Genomic DNA, 22,309 nt, shown 5'->3' with positions numbered 1-22,309 from the left:
TCTTAAGCAGTACGGCTGGCGAGGGTTTCTAAAGCATTGTCAACGAGGATCACTGCGTCAGCCTTCATGAGCTGTTCAATGTTCACTTCAGCGGCGGTCATCAGGAGCACGTCCTGAACGTTGCGGCCGGCGAGGTAGGTGGCTTCATCAAAGGAAGCGGCCACGATGAGCACTTTCTTGGCGTCTGTCAGATCCTTGACGGCCTTGATGAAAGACTTGGTCTTTCCGTCGGCCACAGAGAATTCGGCAACGGTGCTGATTCTGGAAGCGGCGATCAGATCGCCCAGAACGCGGCGCAGGGCCAGACGGCGGGTGCTCTTGTTCACCTTCTTGGAATAGTCACAAGGACGGGGGCCGAAGACCACACCGCCGCCCACGAAGATGGGAGCGCGCTTGTCGCCGTGGCGGGCGTTGCCCGTGCCCTTCTGGCGGAAGATCTTCTTGTTGTTGCCGCTGACTTCACCGCGGGTCTTGGTGTTGGCGGAACCAGTGCGGCGGTTTGCCTGATAAGCCACGATGAGGTCGTGCACGGCCTGGGAGCCCTTGTCACTGCCTGCAACCTGGATGTTGGCGGCAGCGGCGGCTTCTAATGTAAAGGTATTTGCGGACATAGATAGGTTTTCCTATATTCAATGTGTGGTTGCTAAAGCCTACTTCTTCTTGGCGGGGCGGATCACGAGGTACGAACCGCGTGCACCGGGAACGGCGCCGGAGATGAGGATAACATTGTCCTCCGGACGAACGGCCACAACCTTCAGGTTCTGAACCGTGCGCCTGGCGTTGCCCATCTGCCCGGGCATCTTCTGATTCTTCCAGACGCGGCCGGGGGTGGAGCAGCCACCCACACCACCGGTACGGCGGTGCATCATGGAACCGTGGGCGGCGGGAGAGCCGTGGAAGTTGTGGCGGCGCATTGCACCCTGGAAGCCCTTGCCCTTGGAAGTGCCGATCACGTCAACCCACTGGCCGGCGGAAAAGAGATCCACGCCGGGATCTTCAGCGCCTTCAGCAGGCAGTTCAGAAGCTTCCACGCGGAATTCCTTGAGGAGCTTGGTGGGCTGAATGCCCAGTTTCTTGAAGTGGCCGGCCTGAGGCTTGGCCACGCGGCTTTCCTTCTGCGCATCAAAGGCAACCTGAATGGCATTGTAGCCATCCTTGTCTTCCGTTTTGATCTGGGCGAAGGTGTTGCCCTTGACGTCAATGACGGTCACGGGCACCATAGCGCCGGATTCCTGGTCAAACAGACGGGTCATACCGACCTTTTTTCCGATAAGTCCTAGAGCCATTGTAGTGTGTCTTTCTGTTTTTTAATTACTTATCCGGGTACCAAACTAGATGCGGATCGTGATGTCCACGCCGGCGGGAAGGTTGAGCTTCTTGAGCTCATCAATCGTGCGTGCGGTCGGATCGACGATGTCGAGCAGACGCTTATGGGTGCGGATTTCAAATTGTTCAGCCGACTTTTTGTTGACGTGAACGGAACGGTTCACGGAGAATTTCTCAATGCGGGTCGGCAACGGGATCGGGCCGTGAACTTTGGCTCCGGTGCGCTTGGCGGTTTCAACGATCTCCTGGGAGGAGCGGTCGATGGCGCGGGAGTCGAAAGCGCGGAGTCGAATGCGGATTTTTGGACTTTGCATGGACGTGCGGTCTATTGGTTATACTTCAAAGGTTGTTTATTTGGCCCTGTCGCTGACAATCTGGTCAACGAGGTTCTGAGGCACCTGTTCAAAGTGGGACGGCTCCATGGAGTAGGAGGCGCGGCCACTGGAAAGGGTACGGATGGCGGTAGAGTAACCGAACATTTCGGACAAGGGAACCATGGCCTTGAGAATGCAGGCATTGGCCTTGTTTTCCATGTTGCTGATCTGGCCGCGGCGGCGGTTCAGGTCGCCCATGATGTCGCCCTGGTAGTCGGTCGGCGTGGAAGCTTCAACGGACATGATGGGCTCCAGCATGATGGGCTTGGCCTTCTTGAAGGCGTCCTTCATGGCGAAAATGGCGGCCATCTTGAACGCGTTTTCGTTGGAGTCCACTTCGTGATAGGAACCGTCCACCACTTCAACGTGTACGTCCACCACCGGATAACCGGCGATAACGCCCGTGGTCATGGCTTCGTTGAGACCGGCATAAACGGCGTTCATGTATTCCTTGGGAATCGCGCCGCCCACAATCTTGTTTTCAATGGTGAGGCCCTTGCCCCGTTCGTTCGGCTTCACGTCGATAACAACGTGGCCGTACTGGCCGCGGCCGCCGGACTGCTTCACCAGCTTGCCGTCGCCGTGGGCGGGAGCAGTGATGGTTTCGCGGTAGGCGATCTGGGGCTTGCCGATGTCGGCTTCCACCTTGAATTCGCGCATCAGGCGGTCAATGATGATTTCCAGGTGAAGTTCACCCATGCCGGAAATCAAGGTCTGGCCGGTTTCTTCATCGGTCTTCACGCGGAAGGTCGGGTCTTCTTCAGACAGACGGCCCAGGGCATTGGACATTTTTTCCTGGTCGGCCTTGGTCTTGGGTTCCACAGCCATGGAAATAACGGTTTCCGGGAAGGTGGGAGGCTCCAGGCAGATATCGTTGTCCGGACTGGTGATAGTGTCGCCCGTAGTCACGTTGCGCAGACCCACAATGGCGGCGATGTCGCCGGAATACACAGCGTCAATGTCCGTGTGCTGGTCAGCCTGGATCTGAATAATGCGGCCCACGCGTTCCGTTTTGCGGGTACGGGGATTGTACACGGTATCACCCTTCTTGAGGACGCCGGCATACACGCGGATGAACACCAGTTTGCCGACGAACTTGTCAGCCCAGAGCTTGAACGCCAGCACCATGGGCTTGGCGTCGTCCGTAGCGGTGATTTTAAAAGTCTTTTCCGGATCCAGCGTACTTTCAGCGTGGGCGGGAACGGTTTCCACCGGAGAGGGAAGGTAGTCCACCACGGCATCAAGCAGGAACTGAACACCCTTGTTCTTGAAGGCGGAACCGCCTGCAACGGGGATAAACTTGTTGGTGATGGTGGCGCGGCGGATGGCTTCCTTGAGTTCCTTGGCGGTGAAGGGTTCTTCCATGAGAACCTTTTCAGCAAGTTCATCGTCCACGTCAGCCACGCGGCTTACCAGCTCATGGTAGGCCAGTTCGGCTTCCTCCTTGAGCTCGGCGGGGATTTCCTCAACCGTATAGGTGGAACCCAGACGGTCATTGTCGGCGTACATGATGGCCTTCTGGTTCACCACGTCGATCTGGCCGCGGAGCTGGTCTTCGGAACCGATGGGAATCAGAATAGCGGCGGCGTTGGCGCCCAGCTTGTTATGGATATCGTCCAGAACGTTGTTGAAGTTGGCGCCGGTGCGGTCCATCTTGTTCACGAAGCACATGCGGGGAACACTGTACTTGGTGGCCTGGCGCCACACGGTTTCCGTCTGGGGCTGTACGCCGGCCACACCGCAGAATACCACGATGGCGCCGTCAAGCACGCGGAGGGAACGTTCCACTTCAGCAGTGAAGTCAACGTGCCCGGGAGTGTCAATAATGTTCAGCTGGAAGTTTTCGCCTTCGAACATTTTGGTGATACCTTCATTTTTCACCTGCTTCCAGTTGGTGGTAACGGCGGCTGAGGTAATGGTGATGCCGCGTTCGCGTTCCTGCTCCATCCAGTCGGTAGTGGTGGAACCGTCGTGGGTTTCACCGATCTTGTGGATCATGCCGGTGTAGAAAAGAATACGCTCGGACAAAGTGGTTTTGCCGGCGTCAATGTGAGCGGAGATACCGATGTTGCGGTAGCGCTCAAGGGGAGCCTTGCGATTGGGATTGTTTACGTGATCGGACATAGTGTCTGGAAAGTATCTGTAAGATCGAAAGTGAATGGTTCTGCTGATGGTCGCGGAAGGGATTACCAGCGGAAATGGGCAAAGGCGCGGTTGGCCTGGGCCATCTTGTGCACATCGTCGCGCTTGCGGACGGCAGCGCCCTGGTTGTTGGCGGCTTCCTTGATTTCATTGGAAAGCGCCTTGTGCATCGGCACACCCTTGCGGTTGCGGGCATAATTCACGATCCAGCGCATGGCGAGAGATTCGGAACGGGCCGGATCCACTTCAAGCGGCACCTGGTAAGTGGCGCCACCAACACGGCGGCTCTTCACTTCCACACGGGGCTTGGCGTTTTCAATGGCGCGGGTGATCACTTCCAGGGGGTCAATGCTGTCCGTACCTTCGTTAGCCATGTCGATGGCAGCATACACAATGCGTTCCGCAAGGGAGCGCTTGCCATCCAGCATAACCTTGCTGATCAGCTTGCCAACAAGAGTGCTGTCGTAACGGGGGTCACGACGTTCGATTTTTCTATAGACGCGTTTACGGCGGGCCATAATATTTAATAGGTAAGATTGTTAATGTTTACTTGGCAGCAGCCTTCGGGCGCTTGGCGCCATACTTGGAACGGCCCTGGCGGCGCTTGTCGACACCGAGGCAGTCAAGAGCGCCGCGGACGATATGATAGCGAACACCAGGCAAGTCCTTCACACGACCGCCGCGAACAAGCACGATGGAGTGTTCCTGAAGGTTGTGGCCTTCACCGCCAATGTAGGCGATCACTTCTTCACCATTGGTAAGACGGACCTTGGCCACCTTGCGGAGAGCCGAGTTCGGCTTCTTGGGCGTACGGGTCATCACCTGGAGACAAACACCGCGGCGTTGCGGGCAGCTATGAAGAGCGCGTGACTTGGACTTCTCTTCCGGAGTAATACGTCCCTTGCGGACGAGCTGATTAATAGTCGGCATGTTTTCCTGCTTTGGTTGTGGTTCGTCGGTCTGCACCGATATTCAAGGCGAACATCCCTTTCAGTAAGCAGGAAGCGCGCCTTTTTTCCGGAGGCAAACCCGATAGAAAACGTATTTCTTGCACCTTCTGGTGCGTTTGGGGACGGCAAATATAACGTGATTTCACACCATGACAAGTCTTTTATTCCCTTTTCCTGAATATTTTTCTTAGAGACACGCTTTTCTCTCAAGCGGACCGTTCCCGCAATCCCGCCATGACAAAAAAATCCCGTCCGTGCAAACCGGCGCACGAACGGGAAATGAAAAAACGCAGACCGGATCAGTTCTTGGGCGTCACCAGGCTGTGGCCGGACATTTCGGCAGGCTGTTTCAGCCCCATCAAGTTCAACAGCGTGGGAGCCACGTCCGCCAGAATGCCGTTGGACAATTTCACCTCGTCCTTGTCTTCCGCCACGTAAATAAGGTCCACCAGATTGGTGGTATGGGCCGTATTCGGAGAACCGTCCTCATTGCGCATGTGTTCGGCATTGCCGTGGTCCGCCGTGATAAGCAGCTTGCCGCCCAGCTCCAGAATCTTCTTCACGCACTTCTCCAAGGCATTGTCCACGGCTTCGCACGCGGCAACGCCGGCTTCCAGATAACCCGTGTGGCCTACCATGTCTCCGTTGGCAAAATTCATGATGATCACGTCGTACTTGTCTGCGGCTTCCACAAACTTGTCCGCCACTTCCTCCGCGCTCATCTGGGGCTTAAGGTCGTAGGTAGCCACCTCGCGGGGGGAAGGAACCAGAATACGGTCTTCGCCGGGGAACTGCGTCTCCACGCCTCCGTTGAAAAAGAAAGTGACGTGGGCGTATTTTTCCGTTTCCGCGATGCGGAGCTGGGTCTTCCCGGCTTCCGAAACGATCTGGCCGAAAATGTTGTCGAGCTGCTCCTGCTCAAACACAATGGGGGAGGGATACTTGGCATCGTACTCCGTCAGGGTCACATAATGCACCTTCGGCTGCACTTCGCGATCAAATCCGTCAAAATCGGAATACAGGAAGGCGTCACTCATCTGGCGGGCTCGGTCGGCACGGAAATTGAAAAAGAACACCACGTCGTTATCGCGCACGCGCTGTTCGTTGCCATACGCGAAAATGCCGGGCTTCAGGAACTCATCCGTTTCGCCCTTCGCATAGCACTGTTCCACATACTCGGCAGGAGAGCAGGAACACTGTTCGCCGCGGCCCAGAACGATGGCGTCCCACGCAAGCTTGTTGCGGTCCCAGCGCTTGTCGCGGTCCATCGCGTAAAAACGGCCGATCACCGTAGCTATCTTGGCTCCGTAAGGCTTCACGGCTTCCTCAAGCTGGCGCATAAATCCGGCTCCACTGGTGGGGGAGCAATCGCGCCCGTCCGTAATGGCATGAATGCAAATATCGCGCACCCCCGCTTCATAGGCGTACTTGACAATGCCCGCCAAATGGTTGATGTGGCTGTGCACGCCGCCGTCGCTCACCAGGCCCAGCAAATGCAGGCGGGAAGAAACGGCCTGGGAAAATGCGGTCTTCAATACGGCGTTCTCACCCATGGAGCCGTCCTTGATGGCATTGTCCACACGGCAAAGATCCTGATACACCACGCGTCCCGCACCCAGATTCAGATGACCCACTTCGGAATTGCCCATCTGCCCGTCGGGAAGACCCACGTCTTCCCCGGAAGCACCCAGCAGGCTGTGGGGATAGTTGGCAAGGAGGTAATCAGTAAACGGGGTATCAGCCAAAACAGTGGCGTCACCGTATTCTTTCGCGACATCAGGCCCCAACGGATTGCGGCCCCAGCCGTCGCGAATGACAAGAACGACAGGCTTTTTAGACATGCGCCTTACTTACAGGCATTCCCCTCTTTTGAAAAGCCTGAAATCAGGCATTCCTTCTCCGCCTCTGAAATAGCCTGCGGCTTGCTGCCCCGCCCGACCCGGACGACGACGTACCTTCCCTGCATCACGGGGCGTTCCGAATGAAACACCGCAAATTTCCATTCCAGGGAGCTGCTTCCCACATGGCCCAGGCTCAACTCAATGCTCAGCCAGTCCCCCCAGCCCGGCGGAACTGGAGTAATCCACCTCCACATGCACGCGGGGCCAGCCGCAATCCGGGGAAAGCACCTCCAGCCCGCGGGAACGCAGGTACTCATGCTCCACTTCCTCTACCAGACACAACAGCCGGGTAAAATGGGCCACGCCGGAAGCGTCCGTATCGTGAAAGGCTACTTGGCGCGTTCTGACAAAAGGCATGCAGGGGTGATTTTCATCCATGCCGTTATCCTGCCCCCCGTTTTCGGAAACATGTCCAGACGCAAATGCGCGACAATATGTCACATCCGCTTGATTTGCGACATACTTCCCTTTATATATAGTGCATGCCCGGAAGGGATACGGCGCCGCCATGAAGAAGGACACCATCGACAAGCTGATCGACCGCATCGACCATATCAAGGAGGAAGACCTTCAGCGCTTCTTCGTCAAGCTGGCAGAACAGCAGGGCTTCTTCCAGCAGGTGTTCGAATCCATCCAGGAAGGACTGATCCTGCTGGACAGCAAGGGGAAAATACTGTTCGTCAACCAGGCGGCGCTCAAACTATTCGACAAGGAACCCGAACACATCACGCCGGAGGACTTCTGTATCTTCCTGGGGCGCGACTGCTCCTGGAACACGGTCCAGCAAAGCCATACCGCCGTTTCGCGGGATGTGGAAATCTTCTACCCTGAGCATAAATTCCTGAATATTTTCATTTCCCCCCATCGGCAATAAAAGCCAGGGCCACCTGATCCTCATCCGCGACGAAACGCCCCAGCAGAAGCGCAATGCGGAGAACATCGAGGCGGAGCGGCTCAATGCGCTGACCCTGCTGGCGGCCGGCGTAGCCCATGAAATAGGCAATCCGCTCAACTCCATCGGCCTGCACCTCCAGCTCCTTGCCCGGAAGGCGAAAAAACTGCCGCCGGAATACCGGAACGACTTTGAAGAACTGCTGAAAACGGCGGAAGGAGAAACCACCCGGCTTGACGTTATCCTGAAACAATTCCTCCAGGCTATTCGCCCCACCAAGCCCATCCGGGAACCCCACAACATTGAAGACATCATTATGGACGTCCTCAAACTGCTGGAACCGGAAATTCGGCAGCGCGGCATCCAGATCAATACGGAACTTCAAACCGGACTCCCCATCCTCAGCCTGGACCCCGTGCAGATCAAGCAGGTATTCTACAACCTGATCAAAAATGCCTATCAGGCCATTCCTCCCGCAGGAGGGACCATCCTCATCAAAAGCGGCTATACGGATGACAGCGTATTCGTAACCGTGGCGGACACGGGCTGCGGCATCTCCCCGGAAGTCATGGGCAGCATTTACGAACCCTTCCTGACCACCAAATCCACCGGCTCCGGTCTGGGGCTGCTCATCGTACGCCGCATCGTCAAGGAGCACGGCGGCTCCATCACCCTTGCCAGCCAGACGGGCCAGGGAACCACCTTCACGGTATTCCTGCCGCGCGTGGAACGCACTATCCGCCTCCTGCCTCCCTCCGTGCCGTCATGAACATGCCCGTCCTGCTGATTGTCGATGATGAAAAGCCCACGCGCGACGCCCTGCGCATGGGATTTCAGGATGATTATGAAGTGTACACCGCCTCCAATCTCGCCCAGGCCGTCACCCTCATGCGGGAAGAATCTCCGGACCTGGTGCTCACGGACCTGCGACTGGGCGGGGAAAGCGGCATGGACGTACTTAAATCCGCCGCCGCTCTGCCCCATCCTCCACAAAGCATCATGATGACGGCCTACGGCTCCGTGGATGCCGCAGTGGAAGCCATGAAGCAGGGAGCCTACGACTTCGTTACCAAACCCCTGAATCTGGATGCAGTGGAAATGGTGCTCAAACGCGCCCTGCATACCCGGAACCTGGAAACCGCCAACCAGGAACTCACCTCCCGCATCCAGGCGGACTCCGGACTACAAAAACTGCTGGGCCGTTCCACCGCCATGGAGCATGTATTTTCCATGATACGCCAGGTAGCCCCCAGTAAAACGACGGTGCTGATCGAAGGGGAAAGCGGAACCGGGAAGGAGCTCGTAGCCCAGGCCATCCATTCCCTTTCCGGAAGGCCGGAAAACAAATTTGTGGCCGTCAACTGTGCGGCCCTCTCCCCCCAGTTGTTGGAGAGCGAACTGTTCGGCCATGAAAAAGGCTCCTTCACCGGAGCCGCCCAACGGCGCATCGGCCGTTTTGAACAGGCGGACGGCGGCACCATCTTTCTGGATGAAATCGGGGAAATAGACGCAAGCACGCAGGTCAAGCTTCTGCGAGTGCTTTCCGAACGGACGATAGAACGCGTAGGCTCCAACACGTCCATTCCCGTGAATGTCCGCGTCATCGCCGCTACGAACAAATCCCTGAAGCAACTCGTCCAGGACGGCAAATTTCGGGAAGACCTCTACTTCCGCCTGAATGTGGTTCACATCCAGATGCCTCCCCTCCGTGACCGCAGGGAAGACGTAGTTCTGCTGGCGGCGGCATTCCTCAAGGAATTCGCGCGGGAAAACAACAGGGAACTCAAATCCCTCTCTCCGGAAGCCCTTCACGCCGTACGGAACTATCTCTGGCCCGGCAATGTCCGGGAACTGCGCACGGCCATGGAGCACGGCGTGGTCATGTGCAACTCGGACCGGATAGAACTTCAGCACCTCCCGCCCCAGCTCCAGGCGGCATTATCCCCCCCGGCTGCCGGGAAAACCGCCGGGGATCCTCTCCCGGACAATGGGAACAACACACAGAATGGGCTTGTCCCGCACGGGGTTTTGAATTTATCCTTGCTTGAACGGAACGCTATCCGGCAAGCGCTTGCCCAATCAAACGGCAACAGAACGGCAGCGGCCCTTCTGCTGGGCATCAGCCGCCGCACGCTTCAACGCAAATTACAAGAACTCCAAGACATATGAATCCGCCTAACACAGGCTCCCGCGCACCGTTCTTCATTGTCCTCATACTGCTGCTGGTCATCACGGGGGTTCAATTCTTCTTCAACTTCCGCGGCCTCTCGTCAGACGCCGCCATGGACCAAGCCCAAATCGCCCGCAACGTAGCGAGGGGAGAAGGCCTGATCACCCACAGAATCCGCCCCATCCAGCTCATTGCGGACAGCAGCAAGTCCGGACTCAACCCCCTCCTTTCCGACGCCCAGCTCCGGGAGCAGGAAGCCATTCTGGCAGGTCAGGGGAAAAGCCTGGTGGACGCAGAAAAATTCTCTCCCTACAAGCTCCGTGACACGCGCTATGCTCCGCTGAACATTCTGGTGGAAGCGGCCGTATTTAAATTGGCGGGCATACACAACTATGAACTCTGGAAAATGACCGGAGACTCCATGATCTACCTGCCGGACCGCATCGTGGCCGCCGTCTCCGCCATCTTCTTCATTCTTTCTGTCCTGAGCTGCTACTACGTGCTCCGCAGAATATTTGACACCACCATCGCCAGCTTTACCTGCCTGACGATGATTTTCAGCAATCTATTCCTGCAATATGCCACCAGCGGCCTCCCGCAAATGCTCATGCTCTTCTTCTTCACATGGGGCGTTCACTTCCTATACACCGCACTGGTCAATGACCAGGAAAACCGCAAATTCCTGTGGCCCATTGTCTTCAGCGCCATTTGCTTTTCCTGCGTCTGCCTGACGGGATGGATCGGCCTTTGGCCCATGGTCGGCTTCCTGCTCTTCGTGGGCATCCGCTTCAAGCCGCACGGTCTCTACTGTCTCCCCGTCCTGGCGATCCTGCTGCTCTTCCTGGCCTATCCCGTCTATATAAACAAAACCACCAGCGGCAGCATTTTCGGGACCGCCTTCTATACCATCTGCACCGGCCTTCTCGGTTCGGAAAGCACAGCCATGAAGGCGCTCGTTTTCGGAGACATCCCCATCGGCGCACAAACGGCCGTCATATCCATCATCAACAACATCATTACCCAGGGAGACATTCTTTATGAAAACCTGGGGCATCTCCCCCTGGCCCTTGTCTTTCTGCTGGCTCTGCTGCACACATTCAAAAAGAAACCCGTCAACCAAGCCAAATGGGGCATCTTCTCCATGTGGTGCCTGGCTACGGTGGGTATGGCCCTCTACACGGTCAACAAGCCGGGAATCTCCATCGGACAAATCCAGATACTCTTCTCCCCCTTCTTCACGGCATTCGGCACCGCATTCGTCCTCAACCTGATTGCCAGGCATTCCAAGGAAGCGGCCCCCGTCCTGCGCGGCGGTGTCCTTCTTCTGGCGCTGTTGGTCACGGCCCTCCCCCTCCTGCTCAGCCTGCCTCATATCGTGCGTGTCGGCATCCTGACGGCCCACCGGGGCATTCCCGCATGGCCTCCGTACTATCCGCTGGGCATCAGCCAGGAAGTGCGCAACCAAACCAAGGCAGGGGACTTCATCCTCACGGACCAGCCGGCAGCTGTCAGCTGGTACGCGGACAGGAAAACTCTTGACATCCCCAGTCTTGTCTCCCATTTCACCACGCTGGAACGCGTCCTCTCATTCCACGGCGGCAAGGTAGGCAGCATTCTGGTCACTCCTTCCTCCACCATGGGTAAGGACATAAGGGCCGTATCCGGCTATTACGGGGAATTCGCGCCGCTCGTTCTGGAAGGCTCCATCCTCGGCCAGACGAGGGACAAAAACCCCGTATACATATTCAACCACAGCGGCGCCCTCTCCAAACTGGCCGAGCGCTTCGGCCAGTCAGACTCCCGCCAATTCATCATGGGCGCGGACATGATCCTTTACAGGGACCTTCAACAACCCGGTCCCGCACTTCAAAATTAACCAATTCATATGGCTAAACAACGGAAAAACTCTCCCGGATTTGAAGAATCCATAGCCCGCCTGGAAGAAATCATCAGGCTGACGGAAGCCCCCGTCACAGAGCTGGAAGACATGATCGCCCTCGTGGAAGAAGGCAACAAGCTCATACGCCACTGCCGCAGCATTCTTCACAATGCGGAACTTCGCATCCAGACACTCAGCAACCCGGAAACCGCCCAAGAAGAACAGGACGGTGCGGAACCAGACGCTCCAAACGCCAATGAATTCTCCCTCACCTGAATTGCCGGAACTGCTGGGCAGCATACATAACCATGCGGACCTGATGCAGATCCCGGAGGCGGAGCTCCCCCGGCTGGCTGAAGAAATCCGCTCCACCCTGATCCAGTCCCTTGCCGTCACCGGCGGCCATCTGGGCCCCAACCTGGGAGTAGTGGAACTAAGCATCGCCCTCCACCGCGTCTTTGAAACGCCTCGGGACAAAATCATCTTTGACGTTTCCCACCAGGCCTATGTCCATAAAATGCTCACAGGCCGCGCAGAGCAAATTCATACCATCCGCCAGTACCAGGGCCTGTCCGGATTCGCGAAAATGTCGGAATCCCCTCATGATTCCTATGGGGCGGGCCACGCGGGCACGGCCCTCTCCGCGGCGCTGGGCATGTGCGCGGCTCGCGACCTCAAGGGGGAGGACTACCACGTGGTCGCCGTCGCCGGAGACGCAGCCTTCACCTGCGGCACTACACTGGAGGCTCTCAACAACATCAGCCAGACCACAAGGCGTTACATCACCATTCTGAATGACAACGAATGGGCCATCGACAAAAACGTGGGGGCCCTGGCCAAATACTTCAACTCCCTGCAGACCTCGGAAACTTTCTCCTGGCTGAGGGACAAGACCGCCTCCTTCATTGAAAAACTCGGTGGAACCCAGGCCAAGGAATTCGCATTCAAGCTGGAAGGTACCACCAAAAACCTCATCTTCCCCTCCCTGCTGTTCAACAAATTCGGTCTGCGCTACTTCGGCCCCCTGAATGGGCACGACATCCCCACGCTGATCCGCACGCTGAACTACATCAAGGACCTGAACGAGCCCGTCATCCTGCACATAGTCACCCAGAAAGGACTGGGCTACCAGCCCGCTCTGGACAATCCCACGAAATTCCACGGACTGGGCTCCTACTGCGTGCACGACGGGGAAACGCAGGGCACCCCAACCCCCACCTTCTCCCAAATCTTCGGCTCCACGCTGGTGGACATGGCGAAACAGGATGAATCCATCACGGCCATCACGGCGGCCATGGCCAGCGGGACCAAGCTGGACCTGTTCAAGGAAGCCTTCCCCAGGCGCTACTTTGACGTAGGCATAGCGGAAGAACACGGTGCCCTGTTCGCTTGCGGCCTGGCGGCGGAAGGCATGAAACCCTACGTAGCCATCTACTCCACCTTCATGCAACGCTGTGTGGACATGATCCAGCATGATGCGGCCCTTCAAAAACTCCCCGTGCGCTTCTGCATGGACAGGGCCGGACTCTCCCCCGACGACGGACCCACCCACCACGGCCTGTTTGACATCGCCATGATCCGCAGCATTCCGGACGTCGTCTTCATGCAGCCCAAGGATGAAGCGGAATTCGTCCACATGCTCCGCACCATGAACCACTACCAAAACGGCCCCACCGTCATCCGCTATCCCAGGGGATGCGGCTCCGGCGTACCCCTTCCCGCCACAGCGGAAATCCTGCCCATCGGCAAGGCGGAAGTGCTTCAAACAGGAAACGACGTCCTCCTCGTTTCCCTGGGCATCATGATCGGAATCGCCCGTGACACGGCCACGCTCCTGGAAGAACGAGGCTACAGCGTCACTCTGGTCAACGCCCGTTTCATCAAGCCGCTTGACGACGAATGCATCCGCCTCCACGCCTCCCGCAGCAAAGTGGTCTGCACCTTTGAAGACCACTCCATCCGCGGCGGATTCAACTCTGCTGTCCTGGAATCCCTGGAAGCCGGAGAAATCACCATTCCCGTGGAAGCCATCGCATGGCCGGACCAATTCATCGAACACGGCTCGGAATCCATTCTCAGAAAAAAATATGGACTCACGGCTGAAGCCGCGATACAAAAAATTATTCCTCATTTGACTCCCAATCCTCAATGAAAACCTTCATCCTTCTCATCACAGCCCTCACATTTGCCATACCCCACGCTTCCTCCCAACCGCCGGAAGCCGCTGCACAAACACCCGCCTGGGTTCAGAAATTCAACACCCTGCCGGAAGAAACCAGAAAACAATACATCGGAAAATTCCAGGAGGCCGAACGATTCTTTGCACAAAAAAGAACCTTGGAAAGCCTCTTCTCCCTCCTGGAACTGGAAAAAATCTTTGACGGTAACCCCGGATTGTACAACCTCCGCGGCGCCTGCTACATTGAAATCCGCAACATTGAAAAAGCGTTGGAAAACTTTGAAAAGGCGCTGAAACTGGACCCGGAAAACCTCACTGTCCAATTCAACCTGGCGGAAGCCCTCTACGTAAGCCACGACTATGCCAAGGCTCTGAAAGCCTTCACGGAACTCCTGCCTCATTTCAAAGACACGGACAAAAACGGCATTATCCCACTCCTTCAATTCAAGCGCTACATCTGTGCCCGTAAACTTGATAACCAGCCCCTTGCCAAAGAGCTGGAAAACCTCTACGGTCCCATGGACGACACCCCTTACTACTACTGCATCCAGGCAGTCATGAAATATCTGGGAGGCGACCAGAATGCAGCCCAGGAACAGGTACTCTCCGCCTTCCGCATCTACCAGGGAACCAGTGCCCTCCAAGCCTTTACGGACGCCATGACGGAGGCCGGCATCCTGCCCTCTCCCTACGGGCAAACCGTCCCGAACCAGCCTGAAAAAACAGGGCTGGAAAAATCCCGTTCATGAATGCGGACGCCACCGTACTCAAGCTCTACCCACTGGGGGAAAACGGCCTGATCGTCGTCTGGTGTTCCGGGGAAGGCATCATCAGAACGGCGGCCAAGGGAGCAAGAAAACAATCCAGCCCTTTTGCCGGACGGCTGGATATCTTTTACCAGTGCCGTATGCAGTGGACGCCGGCGAAAAAGGGCGACCTGCATACGCTGACCACCGTGGACCTCATTTCCCCGCGCCTTTCCCTCCGCACGGACTACTGCCGCCTCTCCGCGGCAGGTTACTTCGCGCGCCTGCTCCTCCAGATGCTGGAACCGGACACGCCCATTCCGGAATTCTACGACCTTTTACAAAGGGCATACACCTATTTGGAAAAAAACATGCCTTCCGTACGGGCCGTCCTCCACTTTGAACAGGAACTCGCGCGGCTGCACGGCATTTCCCACCCCGGAATTCCCGCACATGTCATTCTGAAATCCCACTTCGGCAAACTCCCTCCGCAACGGGAAAGACTGCTCAAGGAACTTGAACGGCAGAGCGATCAAATGAAATGAGACAACCTCTTTCCGGGCGCACCCCATGCCGTCCGGATATACGTCCGCTCCCACGCGCATATGGATTGTGCTGTTCGCGTGATTGACTTGTCTCCAGGCTTCGGGCAGAATAAAACGCACGGTTTTACTGCATGAAAATCTTTGACAGATACATTGCCCGACAATTACTGGGGGTGACAGTCCTGGGGGTAATGTCCCTGAGCGCCCTGCTTCTGCTGGGAAACCTGTTCAAGGAACTGCGACCGCTTCTGGTGGAAAGCGGAGCCCCCTTCAGCATTGTCATGGAATTCATCTTCCAGGTAATTCCTTTCTCCCTGATGTTCTCCATCCCGTGGGGGTTCCTCACTGCGGTACTCCTGGTGTACGGGAGGCTGGCCTCTGACAACGAGCTCACCTCCATGCGCATGGCGGGCATGAGCCTGTGGCGTTTGAGCGCGCCCGCCATCGCCATCGGCATTGCCCTTTCCGGCCTCTGCTACTGGATCAACATAGACCTGGCGCCCCGCGCCAAGCAGGCTATCTCCGAACTGCTGATCAAGGCGGCCTCCATCAACCCGGAGGGGCTGCTCCGTGAAGGACAGGCTATCACCAAATTCGACGACCAGGAAATCTACATTGACAAGCATATACCGGAGGAAAAGCTCATCTATGGCATGCATATCTACCAAAAAGCCTCGGACAAATCCCCGGCTGTAGCTCTGCACGCGGAACGCGTTACCTACCACTTTTCCCCGGAAAAAAAGATATTTGAACTTCATCTGTTCAATACGCTCGTCACCACGCAGGAAAAAAACGGAATTTCCAGAAGCGTGGTCGTGGATGAAATGCCCAGGAGCATCAGCACGGACAGGCATTCCGGCCGCCGCATCAAGGCCAACCGATTCACCAACGAGGAAATCAGGGAGGCCCTGAACACCCCTGGCTACCTGAATGAAAATCAAACGCGGGAATTCGCCACGGAACTGCCCAGGCGCGCCTCCTTCTCCCTGGCCTGCATCGTCTTTGCCCTCATCGGAGTGCCCCTGGCCATCAACACCCGGCGGAAAGACACTTCCACGGGATTTGCCATGGGTATCCTGATCGCCTCCCTCTACTTTGTGGCGCTCATCTTCGCGGACCTGTCCCGCAAAAGCGGAACCGTGTTGCCCTATATCCTGCTGTGGCTTCCCAACGTCATCACGATAGCTGTTGCCCTCTACCTTCACAATAAGGCCAGGCACAAGGGGTAAGGTTCCTGAGGAGCCGTCTTCCGTTGGCGCGGAATTGTCTTTAACTGCCCGGATCGTTTCCGTATCATGGCGTGCATGCAGCACGTCCCCACCATTGCAATCGTAGGCAGGCCCAATGTCGGGAAATCCGCCATATTCAACAGAATGGCGGGCAGGCGCATCGCCATCGTGCATGATGAACCCGGCGTCACCCGCGACCGCATCAGCGCACCCTGCAAAATCACGGACCATGCCTGCAAGCTTATGGACACGGGCGGCATCGGGGCCCGGCTGGGCGACGGCTTTGCGGAACAGGTAGCCGCTGAGGCGGACATAGCCATGAAAACGGCGGACCTGATCCTCTTCGTGCTGGACAGCCGGGACCACCTCACCCCCATTGACCAAAGCATCGCGGACCATCTCCGCAAATCGGAAGTTCCGGTCATGCTGTTGCTCAACAAGGCCGACCACGAAAAACAGGACCTCAACCTGGGGGAATTCTCCGGACTCGGATTTAACGACTACATCTTCCTCTCCGCCGCTCATGGCCGTGGCTTCTCGGAACTGGCCTCCAAACTGGACTCCTTTCTCAAGCAAGCAGGGGCCCCCCTGAAAGAAGCAATGGAGGAAACTCTGGCAGAAGACACGGAAACGGCCCCCCCCATCAAGGTAGCTGTCGTAGGCCGCCCCAATGCGGGCAAATCCTCACTGGTCAACGCCATCCTCCAGGACAGGCGCACCATCGTCTCAGACGTAGCGGGAACCACCCGCGACGCCATTGACATCCCCTACCTGCATGACGGGCAGCCCTACGTTCTGATTGACACGGCCGGAATGCGCCCGCGTTCCCGGCGGGACACCTCCGTGGAAGTCTTCTCCGCCATGCGCAGTGAAAAAGCCATCCGCCGGGCGGACATCTGCCTGCTGGTCATTGACATCGCGGCGGGCATCACGCAGCAGGACCGCCGCATCGCCGGCATCATCGCGGAAGAAGGAAAACCCTGCATCATCATCGTCAACAAATTCGACCTCTTCCACCCGAACGCCCCGCGCAAGGATCGCATGGTGGAAGTGGAGGAACAAGTGCGCAGGGAGCTCTTCTTCATCAACTACGCGCCGTTCATCACCACCTCCGCGAAAAAATCGGAAGGTATTGAAATCATCTTCAAGGTCATCACGCGCATCCGCCGGGAATCCACCGCGCTACCCACCACGGGACAGCTCAACCGCCTCATCCAGCTTGCCCAGCAGATGAACCCGCCCGGTACCTCCAGTGGCTCTGCCAAGCGGCTTAAAATCTACTATGTCACCACGGCCGTGGACCCCAAATACAGCACCATTCCGGTACCGCGCTACGTCCTCTTCGTCAATGACAAAAACCTGCTTACGGATAGCTATTCCCAATACTTGCGCAACAAAATCCGGGAAAACTACCCGGCCCCCGGCATTCCGGTCATCTTCTCCGCCCGTTCACGCGTGCGTAACGACTAACCTTTCCCCCTCTCCGGCATGCTTTCCGTCAGGAACCTCAGCGCCTCCTTTCACACCAGGGCGGGCATCGTCAGGGCGGTAAGAAACGTATCCTTTGATGTAGCGCCAGGGGAAACGCTCGGCATCGTGGGGGAATCCGGCTCCGGAAAATCCGTCACCTGCTACTCCATGATGGGGCTTATTCCCATGCCTCCGGGCCGCATTGAAAGCGGTTCCGCCATGCTGGACGGAACGGACCTGCTCCAATGTTCGGAAAAAGAACTTCGCTTCATCCGGGGCAGGCGCATCTCCATGATCTTCCAGGACCCCATGACCTCCCTCAATCCGTATCTGACCGTCGGGGAACAAATTGCGGAACCGCTCGTCATCCATGAAGGAATAAACAAAAAGGAAGCGTTGGCCAGAGCCCTGGAACAGCTCTCCCTTGTCGGCATACCGGACCCGGAGCAGCGCATGAACGCCTACCCGCACCAATTCTCCGGAGGTATGCGGCAGCGCGTCATGATCGCCATGGCCCTGATCACCAAGCCGGAAATCCTCATCGCGGACGAACCAACCACCGCACTGGACGTCACCGTTCAGAAACAGGTGCTGGACCTGATCAAAAAACTACAGCAGGACATGGGAACCGCCGTCATCCTCATCACGCACGACCTGGGAGTGGTGCGCCAGTATGCGGACCGCATCAACGTCATGTACGCGGGCAGCATCGTGGAAAGCGCCTCCTCCGGGGAACTCCTGGAACATCCCCGGCACGCCTATACAAAAGCTCTGATGAAATCCATCCCCGGCCAACACGCCAAGGGAGCCCCCCTTTACACCATTCCCGGCCTGCCTCCCAACATGACGCACCTCCCCTCCGGATGCAGCTTCCGCCCCAGAAACACCTTGGGCAAACCGGAACTATGCCTGAAAGACCGGGAACCGGAACTGGCGGAAATATCCCCCGGTCACTGGGTACAAAACTGCCCGGGCTGCCTGGCCGGAAATTAAAATTCTGGAACAATTGAAGAATTTATAGAGAATTTTAGAGATCATGGGAAATTCCCATCCTACCCCTATCACCCCTATCACCCCTATCACCCCTATCACCCCTATCACCCCTATCACCCCTATCACCCCTATCACCCCTATCACCCCTATCACCCCTATCACCCCTATCACCCCTATCACCCCTATCACCCCTATCCCTCACCGCCCTTCTCATCCGGCTCATCCTTTCCCTCATCCCTCCTTCTCTGAGAAACTTCCCTTCCAAAAACTCAAGCTGCCTCATTAACAAAAACTTGGCCTGAAAAATCAGGCAAATCGCCATATTGGCTATCACTTCCGGTGGCCGCGTCCGGGCCAGATTCAGAAAATAATCCCGTCCCGCGGTCTTGTCCGCCCCTTTTTTCCTGACAAACTGCGCTTCCCGGGAATCCTTCTCCCATAAGAGCAACTTCCTTACCCTCAAAAAATCTTCATAATCCACCAGCAATTCATCCAGACTGGCTCTGGCGACATTTATCAACTTGATCTCCATCTCCAGAGATGTCAGCCCCGCCTCCTTGCCTTCTGCAATATTCTGCTTCCCTGAGCGGGCGGCTTGAACCATCTGATCTACTGTCCTGTCGCGGCACGACAAATATGTTTTGCAAAAATAATACGTCAAATCATAAATCTGTTCCGCTTTCTGGTAGGAAAGAAGAGAGCGGTAATCACCGGACGGACGCAGCAGAGAGGCCATAGGCCCCTATCTTAAAATCGAGAACACAAATACTCAATATTTTTATAAAAATTCCCAACATGCACACCGTCCACCAATACATGATTGGCCTGAACGGCCACGGACATCATCAATCTGCCGGAAGCATCGGGTTCCATCTTTCCCCAGTGAATCAGAGGCAGGTACTGCCCCCGGAAAGACCTGTAGGCGCTGGCTACCTGCGTAAACGGCATCCATGGAAGACAACTGAACACGGCAATATCCGTCCGGTGGCAGGGATTCGCACGGGCGGGTTCACCCTTGGCCGCCTGAATCAACGGAAGGGCATGTTCCAGAAAAACGGACAGACTGTCCCGGTACTCCACAACAATCTGGGAAAACTCCCCGTCGGCGGCCAGAACCGGAACCAGGGCATCCACGGACTCATACTCCCACACGTCCCCATCCTCCACCCTCTGCCGAAACTGGGGCACCTCATTCAGTGCCTTCAGCAGCACAAACATGCACACGGCGAAAAAGGACAGCCCATTCTCCCTAGCATAACGGTACAGCGCATCCACCCTGACGGGAAACGTAATGGAAAACATCGGGCAGTCAAAAGTCTGGAAATACTCGTAATGTGACTTTCTAGGCCATGAATCTACGTCAATCTTCTTTTTCATACCGTCTTTGTGAAGGAAAAGGCCCATGCTGATTTTTGCCTCTCTTCTCCGTCAGCAATATGGTGAAAAGCACGGACAATGTCCAGAACATCAACCACGCCTACGAGCTCAAAAACGACTCCCCCATCAGGCTGTCCAATGGCAACACACCGGAAAAATCACCCCTAACCATGCCGCCGCCGGCAACGCGCCGCTCACCCCGGCATCGTGAAAACGCCTGCATCCCAGGGAAAAATAAAACCATAAAATAATCGGCAGCCCACAAACGGCAGCGTCTCAAACCACCTGGGAATTATAAGAAAGAAAACCACCAAGCCGGGGCAAAACTCCTGTGGAAAACCGATACGCTCAGGCAGTCTCCTTATGGGAGGAACATGTGAACAAAATATCGTCAAGCGTCAGGAACGGAACCAGCAATATAACAGCTTCCTCCACTTTCCCGACGGCTTGTTCTACCAACATCCGGCCTTTCAAAAGGCTTTAAATCACTTGAATTGTCCAATGCACCCACAATGCTTTCCCGACACTCCGCCCTCTCTAACCCATCAACTCCGGAGACAGCGGCCCATAGCGGACTTCCCGGACCGGAAAATCCAGAACTGAAGGGCCGTGCGACTCGCCGTCGGAAGTACGGTAATAGTACCGTTTCATTCATTCCCTCCTCCTTTCAGGATGGAACCAACCGTGCCTCACATCTCCGGACGCGGGCCGTACCTGTTTTCCCCCTCCATACCGCGGAACATTCCCAGCAGCGCAACAATCCAGGTCAGGGACAAAACGATGATGACTAAGGAGACCACGACTGAAACGACAGCCACAAATGCAAGTGCTGGGGAAATGCCCGGATAATGCATCATTCCGGTCCTGGGGATCAATATCCCCGCATGTTCCAGCAGCCACGTTATCAGCCAATTACCTGCATAAGACACGACGGGCAGCGCAAAGACCCAGTACCCGGGCAGCGATAAATCATGCAATCTTCTCCAGCAGAGGGAAAAAGATTGAATGACGACCAGCAGACATAACAAAACACCAATGGTCCCTCCGGTGAAAAAGACAACGGACTCGCTCACCTTCCCCGGAAACAGGAACGCCAGCATCAATCCGCTCAATAGCGGCGCGGCCACGAATGCCAGACAATCCGCCAGCGTCATGGACAGGAAAACATGCATGCATTCCTGCTGCGAAGCCCGGCCTTCAAGCACGAATGCCATTTTCCAGGACCGACGGTAATAATACCACAACCGTTTCCAGCGCGACATCCGGGCAAGCTCTTCCGGCGTTACGGACATGACATCCAAGGGCCAGCCGACGGAAGTATTCCCTTGAACGACCTCCGCGAGAGAAATCCACTCGCCACTGTTTTCAGAGCGGACCATTAGAGAATCCGGCAGGCCACCCCACTTCACTTCACGGACCAGAAAATCCAACTCTGCAGGACCGTGCAATTCGCCGTCGGAAGTATGGTAATAATATTTCATTTCCACAGGCATGAAAATACCATACTTATCTGGAAAACAACTATCAATAACTTTTCTTCCAACATCTGCGTCCGGCCCGGACGCCTCTATTCTCCGGGAACAGTGACTTCATAAGACTCTGTCCAATCTTTCAGATTGGAGGAAGCTTCCACTTTCAGGGAAATCCCGACGGCCTCCTCATTGACCGGCCACGTCATCAGAAGGCGGTTATCCTTCTCAGAAATACTGACCGGACTGCCGGCCGGCTTCAGGGGATCCATTCCCGTAACATACTTCAACAGGTTGGGCACTCCGTCACCTGCGGCAGACTGTCCGGGTCCGGTCTGGGAATTGGAGGGGTCCCTGCCGATGATCTTGTCCTTCTTCCACTCATTCCACGTCAACTTCCCGCCTCTCTGTTCCACAAGAACATCTCTGGATGCCAAGAAGGAAGAAACGGTCAAGGCCGCGGTACGCGTGGAAACTCCGCCGTTGGCCTGCGCTGAAATGGAAATGGTTCCATTCCCATCCGTTCCCTCCACGGACTCAATGACCAGCCAATCGGCATTCTTTGTAGCCGTCCACCCAGCATCGCACGGAACGCACAGGGAGACTCCTCTTCCAGGGGAAAAGAAAAATGCAGCGTTATGCTGCGGGCAGACACACTTCCACTTGC

The 22,309-nt window shown here is 56.4% G+C and carries 24 protein-coding genes and 1 pseudogene; 11 read left to right on the top strand and 14 right to left on the bottom strand.

Annotation, left to right across the window (positions count from 1 at the left end):
- Positions 1 to 2: 2 nt before the first annotated feature.
- The 9 genes from rplD to V3C20_RS07350 form a co-directional block, all read right to left on the bottom strand.
- Positions 3 to 611, bottom strand: a complete 609-nt coding sequence (rplD, locus tag V3C20_RS07390; protein ID WP_067570854.1) for a 50S ribosomal protein L4 — start codon at positions 609 to 611, stop codon at positions 3 to 5.
- A 39-nt stretch (positions 612 to 650) separates the two neighbouring features.
- Positions 651 to 1,286 carry a 50S ribosomal protein L3 gene (rplC, locus tag V3C20_RS07385; protein WP_067570855.1) on the bottom strand — a complete coding sequence of 212 codons (636 nt, stop codon included), beginning with the start codon at positions 1,284 to 1,286 and terminating at the stop codon, positions 651 to 653.
- A 45-nt stretch (positions 1,287 to 1,331) separates the two neighbouring features.
- Positions 1,332 to 1,640 carry a 30S ribosomal protein S10 gene (rpsJ, locus tag V3C20_RS07380; protein ID WP_022397787.1) on the bottom strand — a complete coding sequence of 103 codons (309 nt, stop codon included), beginning with the start codon at positions 1,638 to 1,640 and terminating at the stop codon, positions 1,332 to 1,334.
- Between the two features lie 36 nt (positions 1,641 to 1,676).
- On the bottom strand, positions 1,677 to 3,824 hold the full coding sequence (fusA, locus tag V3C20_RS07375; protein WP_130083170.1) for an elongation factor G: 2,148 nt from the start codon (positions 3,822 to 3,824) through the stop codon (positions 1,677 to 1,679).
- Positions 3,825 to 3,886: 62 nt separating this feature from the next.
- Entirely contained in the window at positions 3,887 to 4,360 is a 474-nt protein-coding gene (rpsG, locus tag V3C20_RS07370) for a 30S ribosomal protein S7 (protein WP_067570857.1), read from the bottom strand.
- 28 nt (positions 4,361 to 4,388) lie between these two features.
- Positions 4,389 to 4,772, bottom strand: a complete 384-nt coding sequence (rpsL, locus tag V3C20_RS07365; RefSeq protein WP_012419365.1) for a 30S ribosomal protein S12 — start codon at positions 4,770 to 4,772, stop codon at positions 4,389 to 4,391.
- 319 nt (positions 4,773 to 5,091) lie between these two features.
- On the bottom strand, positions 5,092 to 6,633 hold the full coding sequence (gene gpmI, locus V3C20_RS07360) for a 2,3-bisphosphoglycerate-independent phosphoglycerate mutase (RefSeq protein WP_130083171.1): 1,542 nt from the start codon (positions 6,631 to 6,633) through the stop codon (positions 5,092 to 5,094).
- A 5-nt stretch (positions 6,634 to 6,638) separates the two neighbouring features.
- Complete coding sequence (locus tag V3C20_RS07355) at positions 6,639 to 6,887, bottom strand: hypothetical protein (protein WP_330935344.1); 249 nt, start codon at positions 6,885 to 6,887, stop codon at positions 6,639 to 6,641.
- On the bottom strand, positions 6,832 to 7,050 hold the full coding sequence (locus V3C20_RS07350) for a hypothetical protein (protein WP_330935343.1): 219 nt from the start codon (positions 7,048 to 7,050) through the stop codon (positions 6,832 to 6,834). The genes V3C20_RS07355 and V3C20_RS07350 overlap by 56 nt, the downstream gene beginning before the upstream one ends.
- Positions 7,051 to 7,201: 151 nt before the next feature.
- On the opposite strand from V3C20_RS07350, the gene V3C20_RS07345 reads away from it, so the two are divergent.
- Positions 7,202 to 7,567 (top strand): PAS domain-containing protein, encoded by a 366-nt coding sequence (locus V3C20_RS07345; RefSeq protein ID WP_330935342.1) that lies wholly within the window; start codon positions 7,202 to 7,204, stop codon positions 7,565 to 7,567.
- Here the strand turns inward: V3C20_RS07345 and V3C20_RS07340 are convergent.
- Positions 7,545 to 7,883, bottom strand: coding sequence for a hypothetical protein (locus V3C20_RS07340; RefSeq protein ID WP_330935341.1), 339 nt, complete (start codon positions 7,881 to 7,883; stop codon positions 7,545 to 7,547). The two genes, V3C20_RS07345 and V3C20_RS07340, sit on opposite strands and share 23 nt — an antisense overlap.
- Before the next feature lie 18 nt (positions 7,884 to 7,901).
- Here V3C20_RS07340 and V3C20_RS07335 point away from each other — a divergent pair, with 18 nt between their 5' ends.
- From V3C20_RS07335 to V3C20_RS07290, 10 genes are all read left to right on the top strand, one after another.
- The gene (locus V3C20_RS07335) at positions 7,902 to 8,354 is read left to right on the top strand and encodes an ATP-binding protein (RefSeq protein WP_330935340.1); all 453 of its coding nucleotides are present in this window, start codon (positions 7,902 to 7,904) and stop codon (positions 8,352 to 8,354) included.
- Positions 8,351 to 9,754: a sigma-54 dependent transcriptional regulator gene (locus V3C20_RS07330; protein WP_130083174.1), complete on the top strand. Its 1,404-nt coding sequence runs from the start codon at positions 8,351 to 8,353 to the stop codon at positions 9,752 to 9,754. Before V3C20_RS07335 ends, V3C20_RS07330 begins: the two co-directional genes overlap by 4 nt.
- Positions 9,751 to 11,631 (top strand): glycosyltransferase family 39 protein, encoded by a 1,881-nt coding sequence (locus V3C20_RS07325; protein ID WP_130083175.1) that lies wholly within the window; start codon positions 9,751 to 9,753, stop codon positions 11,629 to 11,631. Before V3C20_RS07330 ends, V3C20_RS07325 begins: the two co-directional genes overlap by 4 nt.
- A 9-nt stretch (positions 11,632 to 11,640) precedes the next feature.
- Positions 11,641 to 11,910, top strand: coding sequence for an exodeoxyribonuclease VII small subunit (gene xseB, locus V3C20_RS07320; protein WP_130083176.1), 270 nt, complete (start codon positions 11,641 to 11,643; stop codon positions 11,908 to 11,910).
- On the top strand, positions 11,891 to 13,786 hold the full coding sequence (gene dxs / locus V3C20_RS07315; RefSeq protein WP_130083177.1) for a 1-deoxy-D-xylulose-5-phosphate synthase: 1,896 nt from the start codon (positions 11,891 to 11,893) through the stop codon (positions 13,784 to 13,786). The genes xseB and dxs overlap by 20 nt, the downstream gene beginning before the upstream one ends.
- Positions 13,783 to 14,562 (top strand): tetratricopeptide repeat protein, encoded by a 780-nt coding sequence (locus tag V3C20_RS07310; RefSeq protein ID WP_130083178.1) that lies wholly within the window; start codon positions 13,783 to 13,785, stop codon positions 14,560 to 14,562. Before dxs ends, V3C20_RS07310 begins: the two co-directional genes overlap by 4 nt.
- The gene (locus V3C20_RS07305) at positions 14,559 to 15,104 is read left to right on the top strand and encodes a recombination protein O N-terminal domain-containing protein (protein WP_130083179.1); all 546 of its coding nucleotides are present in this window, start codon (positions 14,559 to 14,561) and stop codon (positions 15,102 to 15,104) included. Before V3C20_RS07310 ends, V3C20_RS07305 begins: the two co-directional genes overlap by 4 nt.
- A 131-nt stretch (positions 15,105 to 15,235) precedes the next feature.
- A complete protein-coding gene (locus tag V3C20_RS07300; protein ID WP_130083180.1) occupies positions 15,236 to 16,333 on the top strand; it encodes an LptF/LptG family permease in 1,098 nt (365 codons plus the stop codon).
- A gap of 75 nt (positions 16,334 to 16,408) precedes the next feature.
- Positions 16,409 to 17,803 (top strand): ribosome biogenesis GTPase Der, encoded by a 1,395-nt coding sequence (gene der, locus V3C20_RS07295; RefSeq protein WP_130083181.1) that lies wholly within the window; start codon positions 16,409 to 16,411, stop codon positions 17,801 to 17,803.
- Positions 17,804 to 17,821: 18 nt separating this feature from the next.
- Positions 17,822 to 18,796, top strand: coding sequence for an ABC transporter ATP-binding protein (locus V3C20_RS07290; protein WP_130083182.1), 975 nt, complete (start codon positions 17,822 to 17,824; stop codon positions 18,794 to 18,796).
- 34 nt (positions 18,797 to 18,830) lie between these two features.
- Here the strand turns inward: V3C20_RS07290 and V3C20_RS07285 are convergent, their stop codons facing one another.
- The 4 genes and pseudogenes from V3C20_RS07285 to V3C20_RS07270 all read right to left on the bottom strand — a co-directional run.
- Entirely contained in the window at positions 18,831 to 19,532 is a 702-nt protein-coding gene (locus V3C20_RS07285) for a four helix bundle suffix domain-containing protein (protein ID WP_330935339.1), read from the bottom strand.
- 11 nt (positions 19,533 to 19,543) lie between these two features.
- Complete coding sequence (locus V3C20_RS07280) at positions 19,544 to 20,173, bottom strand: CatA-like O-acetyltransferase (protein WP_161981216.1); 630 nt, start codon at positions 20,171 to 20,173, stop codon at positions 19,544 to 19,546.
- 689 nt (positions 20,174 to 20,862) lie between these two features.
- The gene (locus V3C20_RS07275) at positions 20,863 to 21,654 is read right to left on the bottom strand and encodes a DUF805 domain-containing protein (protein ID WP_161981217.1); all 792 of its coding nucleotides are present in this window, start codon (positions 21,652 to 21,654) and stop codon (positions 20,863 to 20,865) included.
- An 86-nt stretch (positions 21,655 to 21,740) separates the two neighbouring features.
- Positions 21,741 to 22,244 (bottom strand): annotated as a pseudogene (locus V3C20_RS07270) (BACON domain-containing protein); the annotation flags it as partial.
- Positions 22,245 to 22,309: the final 65 nt, after the last annotated feature.

The sequence above is a fragment of the Akkermansia sp. RCC_12PD genome, assembly GCF_036417355.1.
Classification (GTDB): Bacteria; Verrucomicrobiota; Verrucomicrobiia; order Verrucomicrobiales; family Akkermansiaceae; genus Akkermansia.
This window is presented reverse-complemented; position numbering and strand designations above follow the sequence as displayed.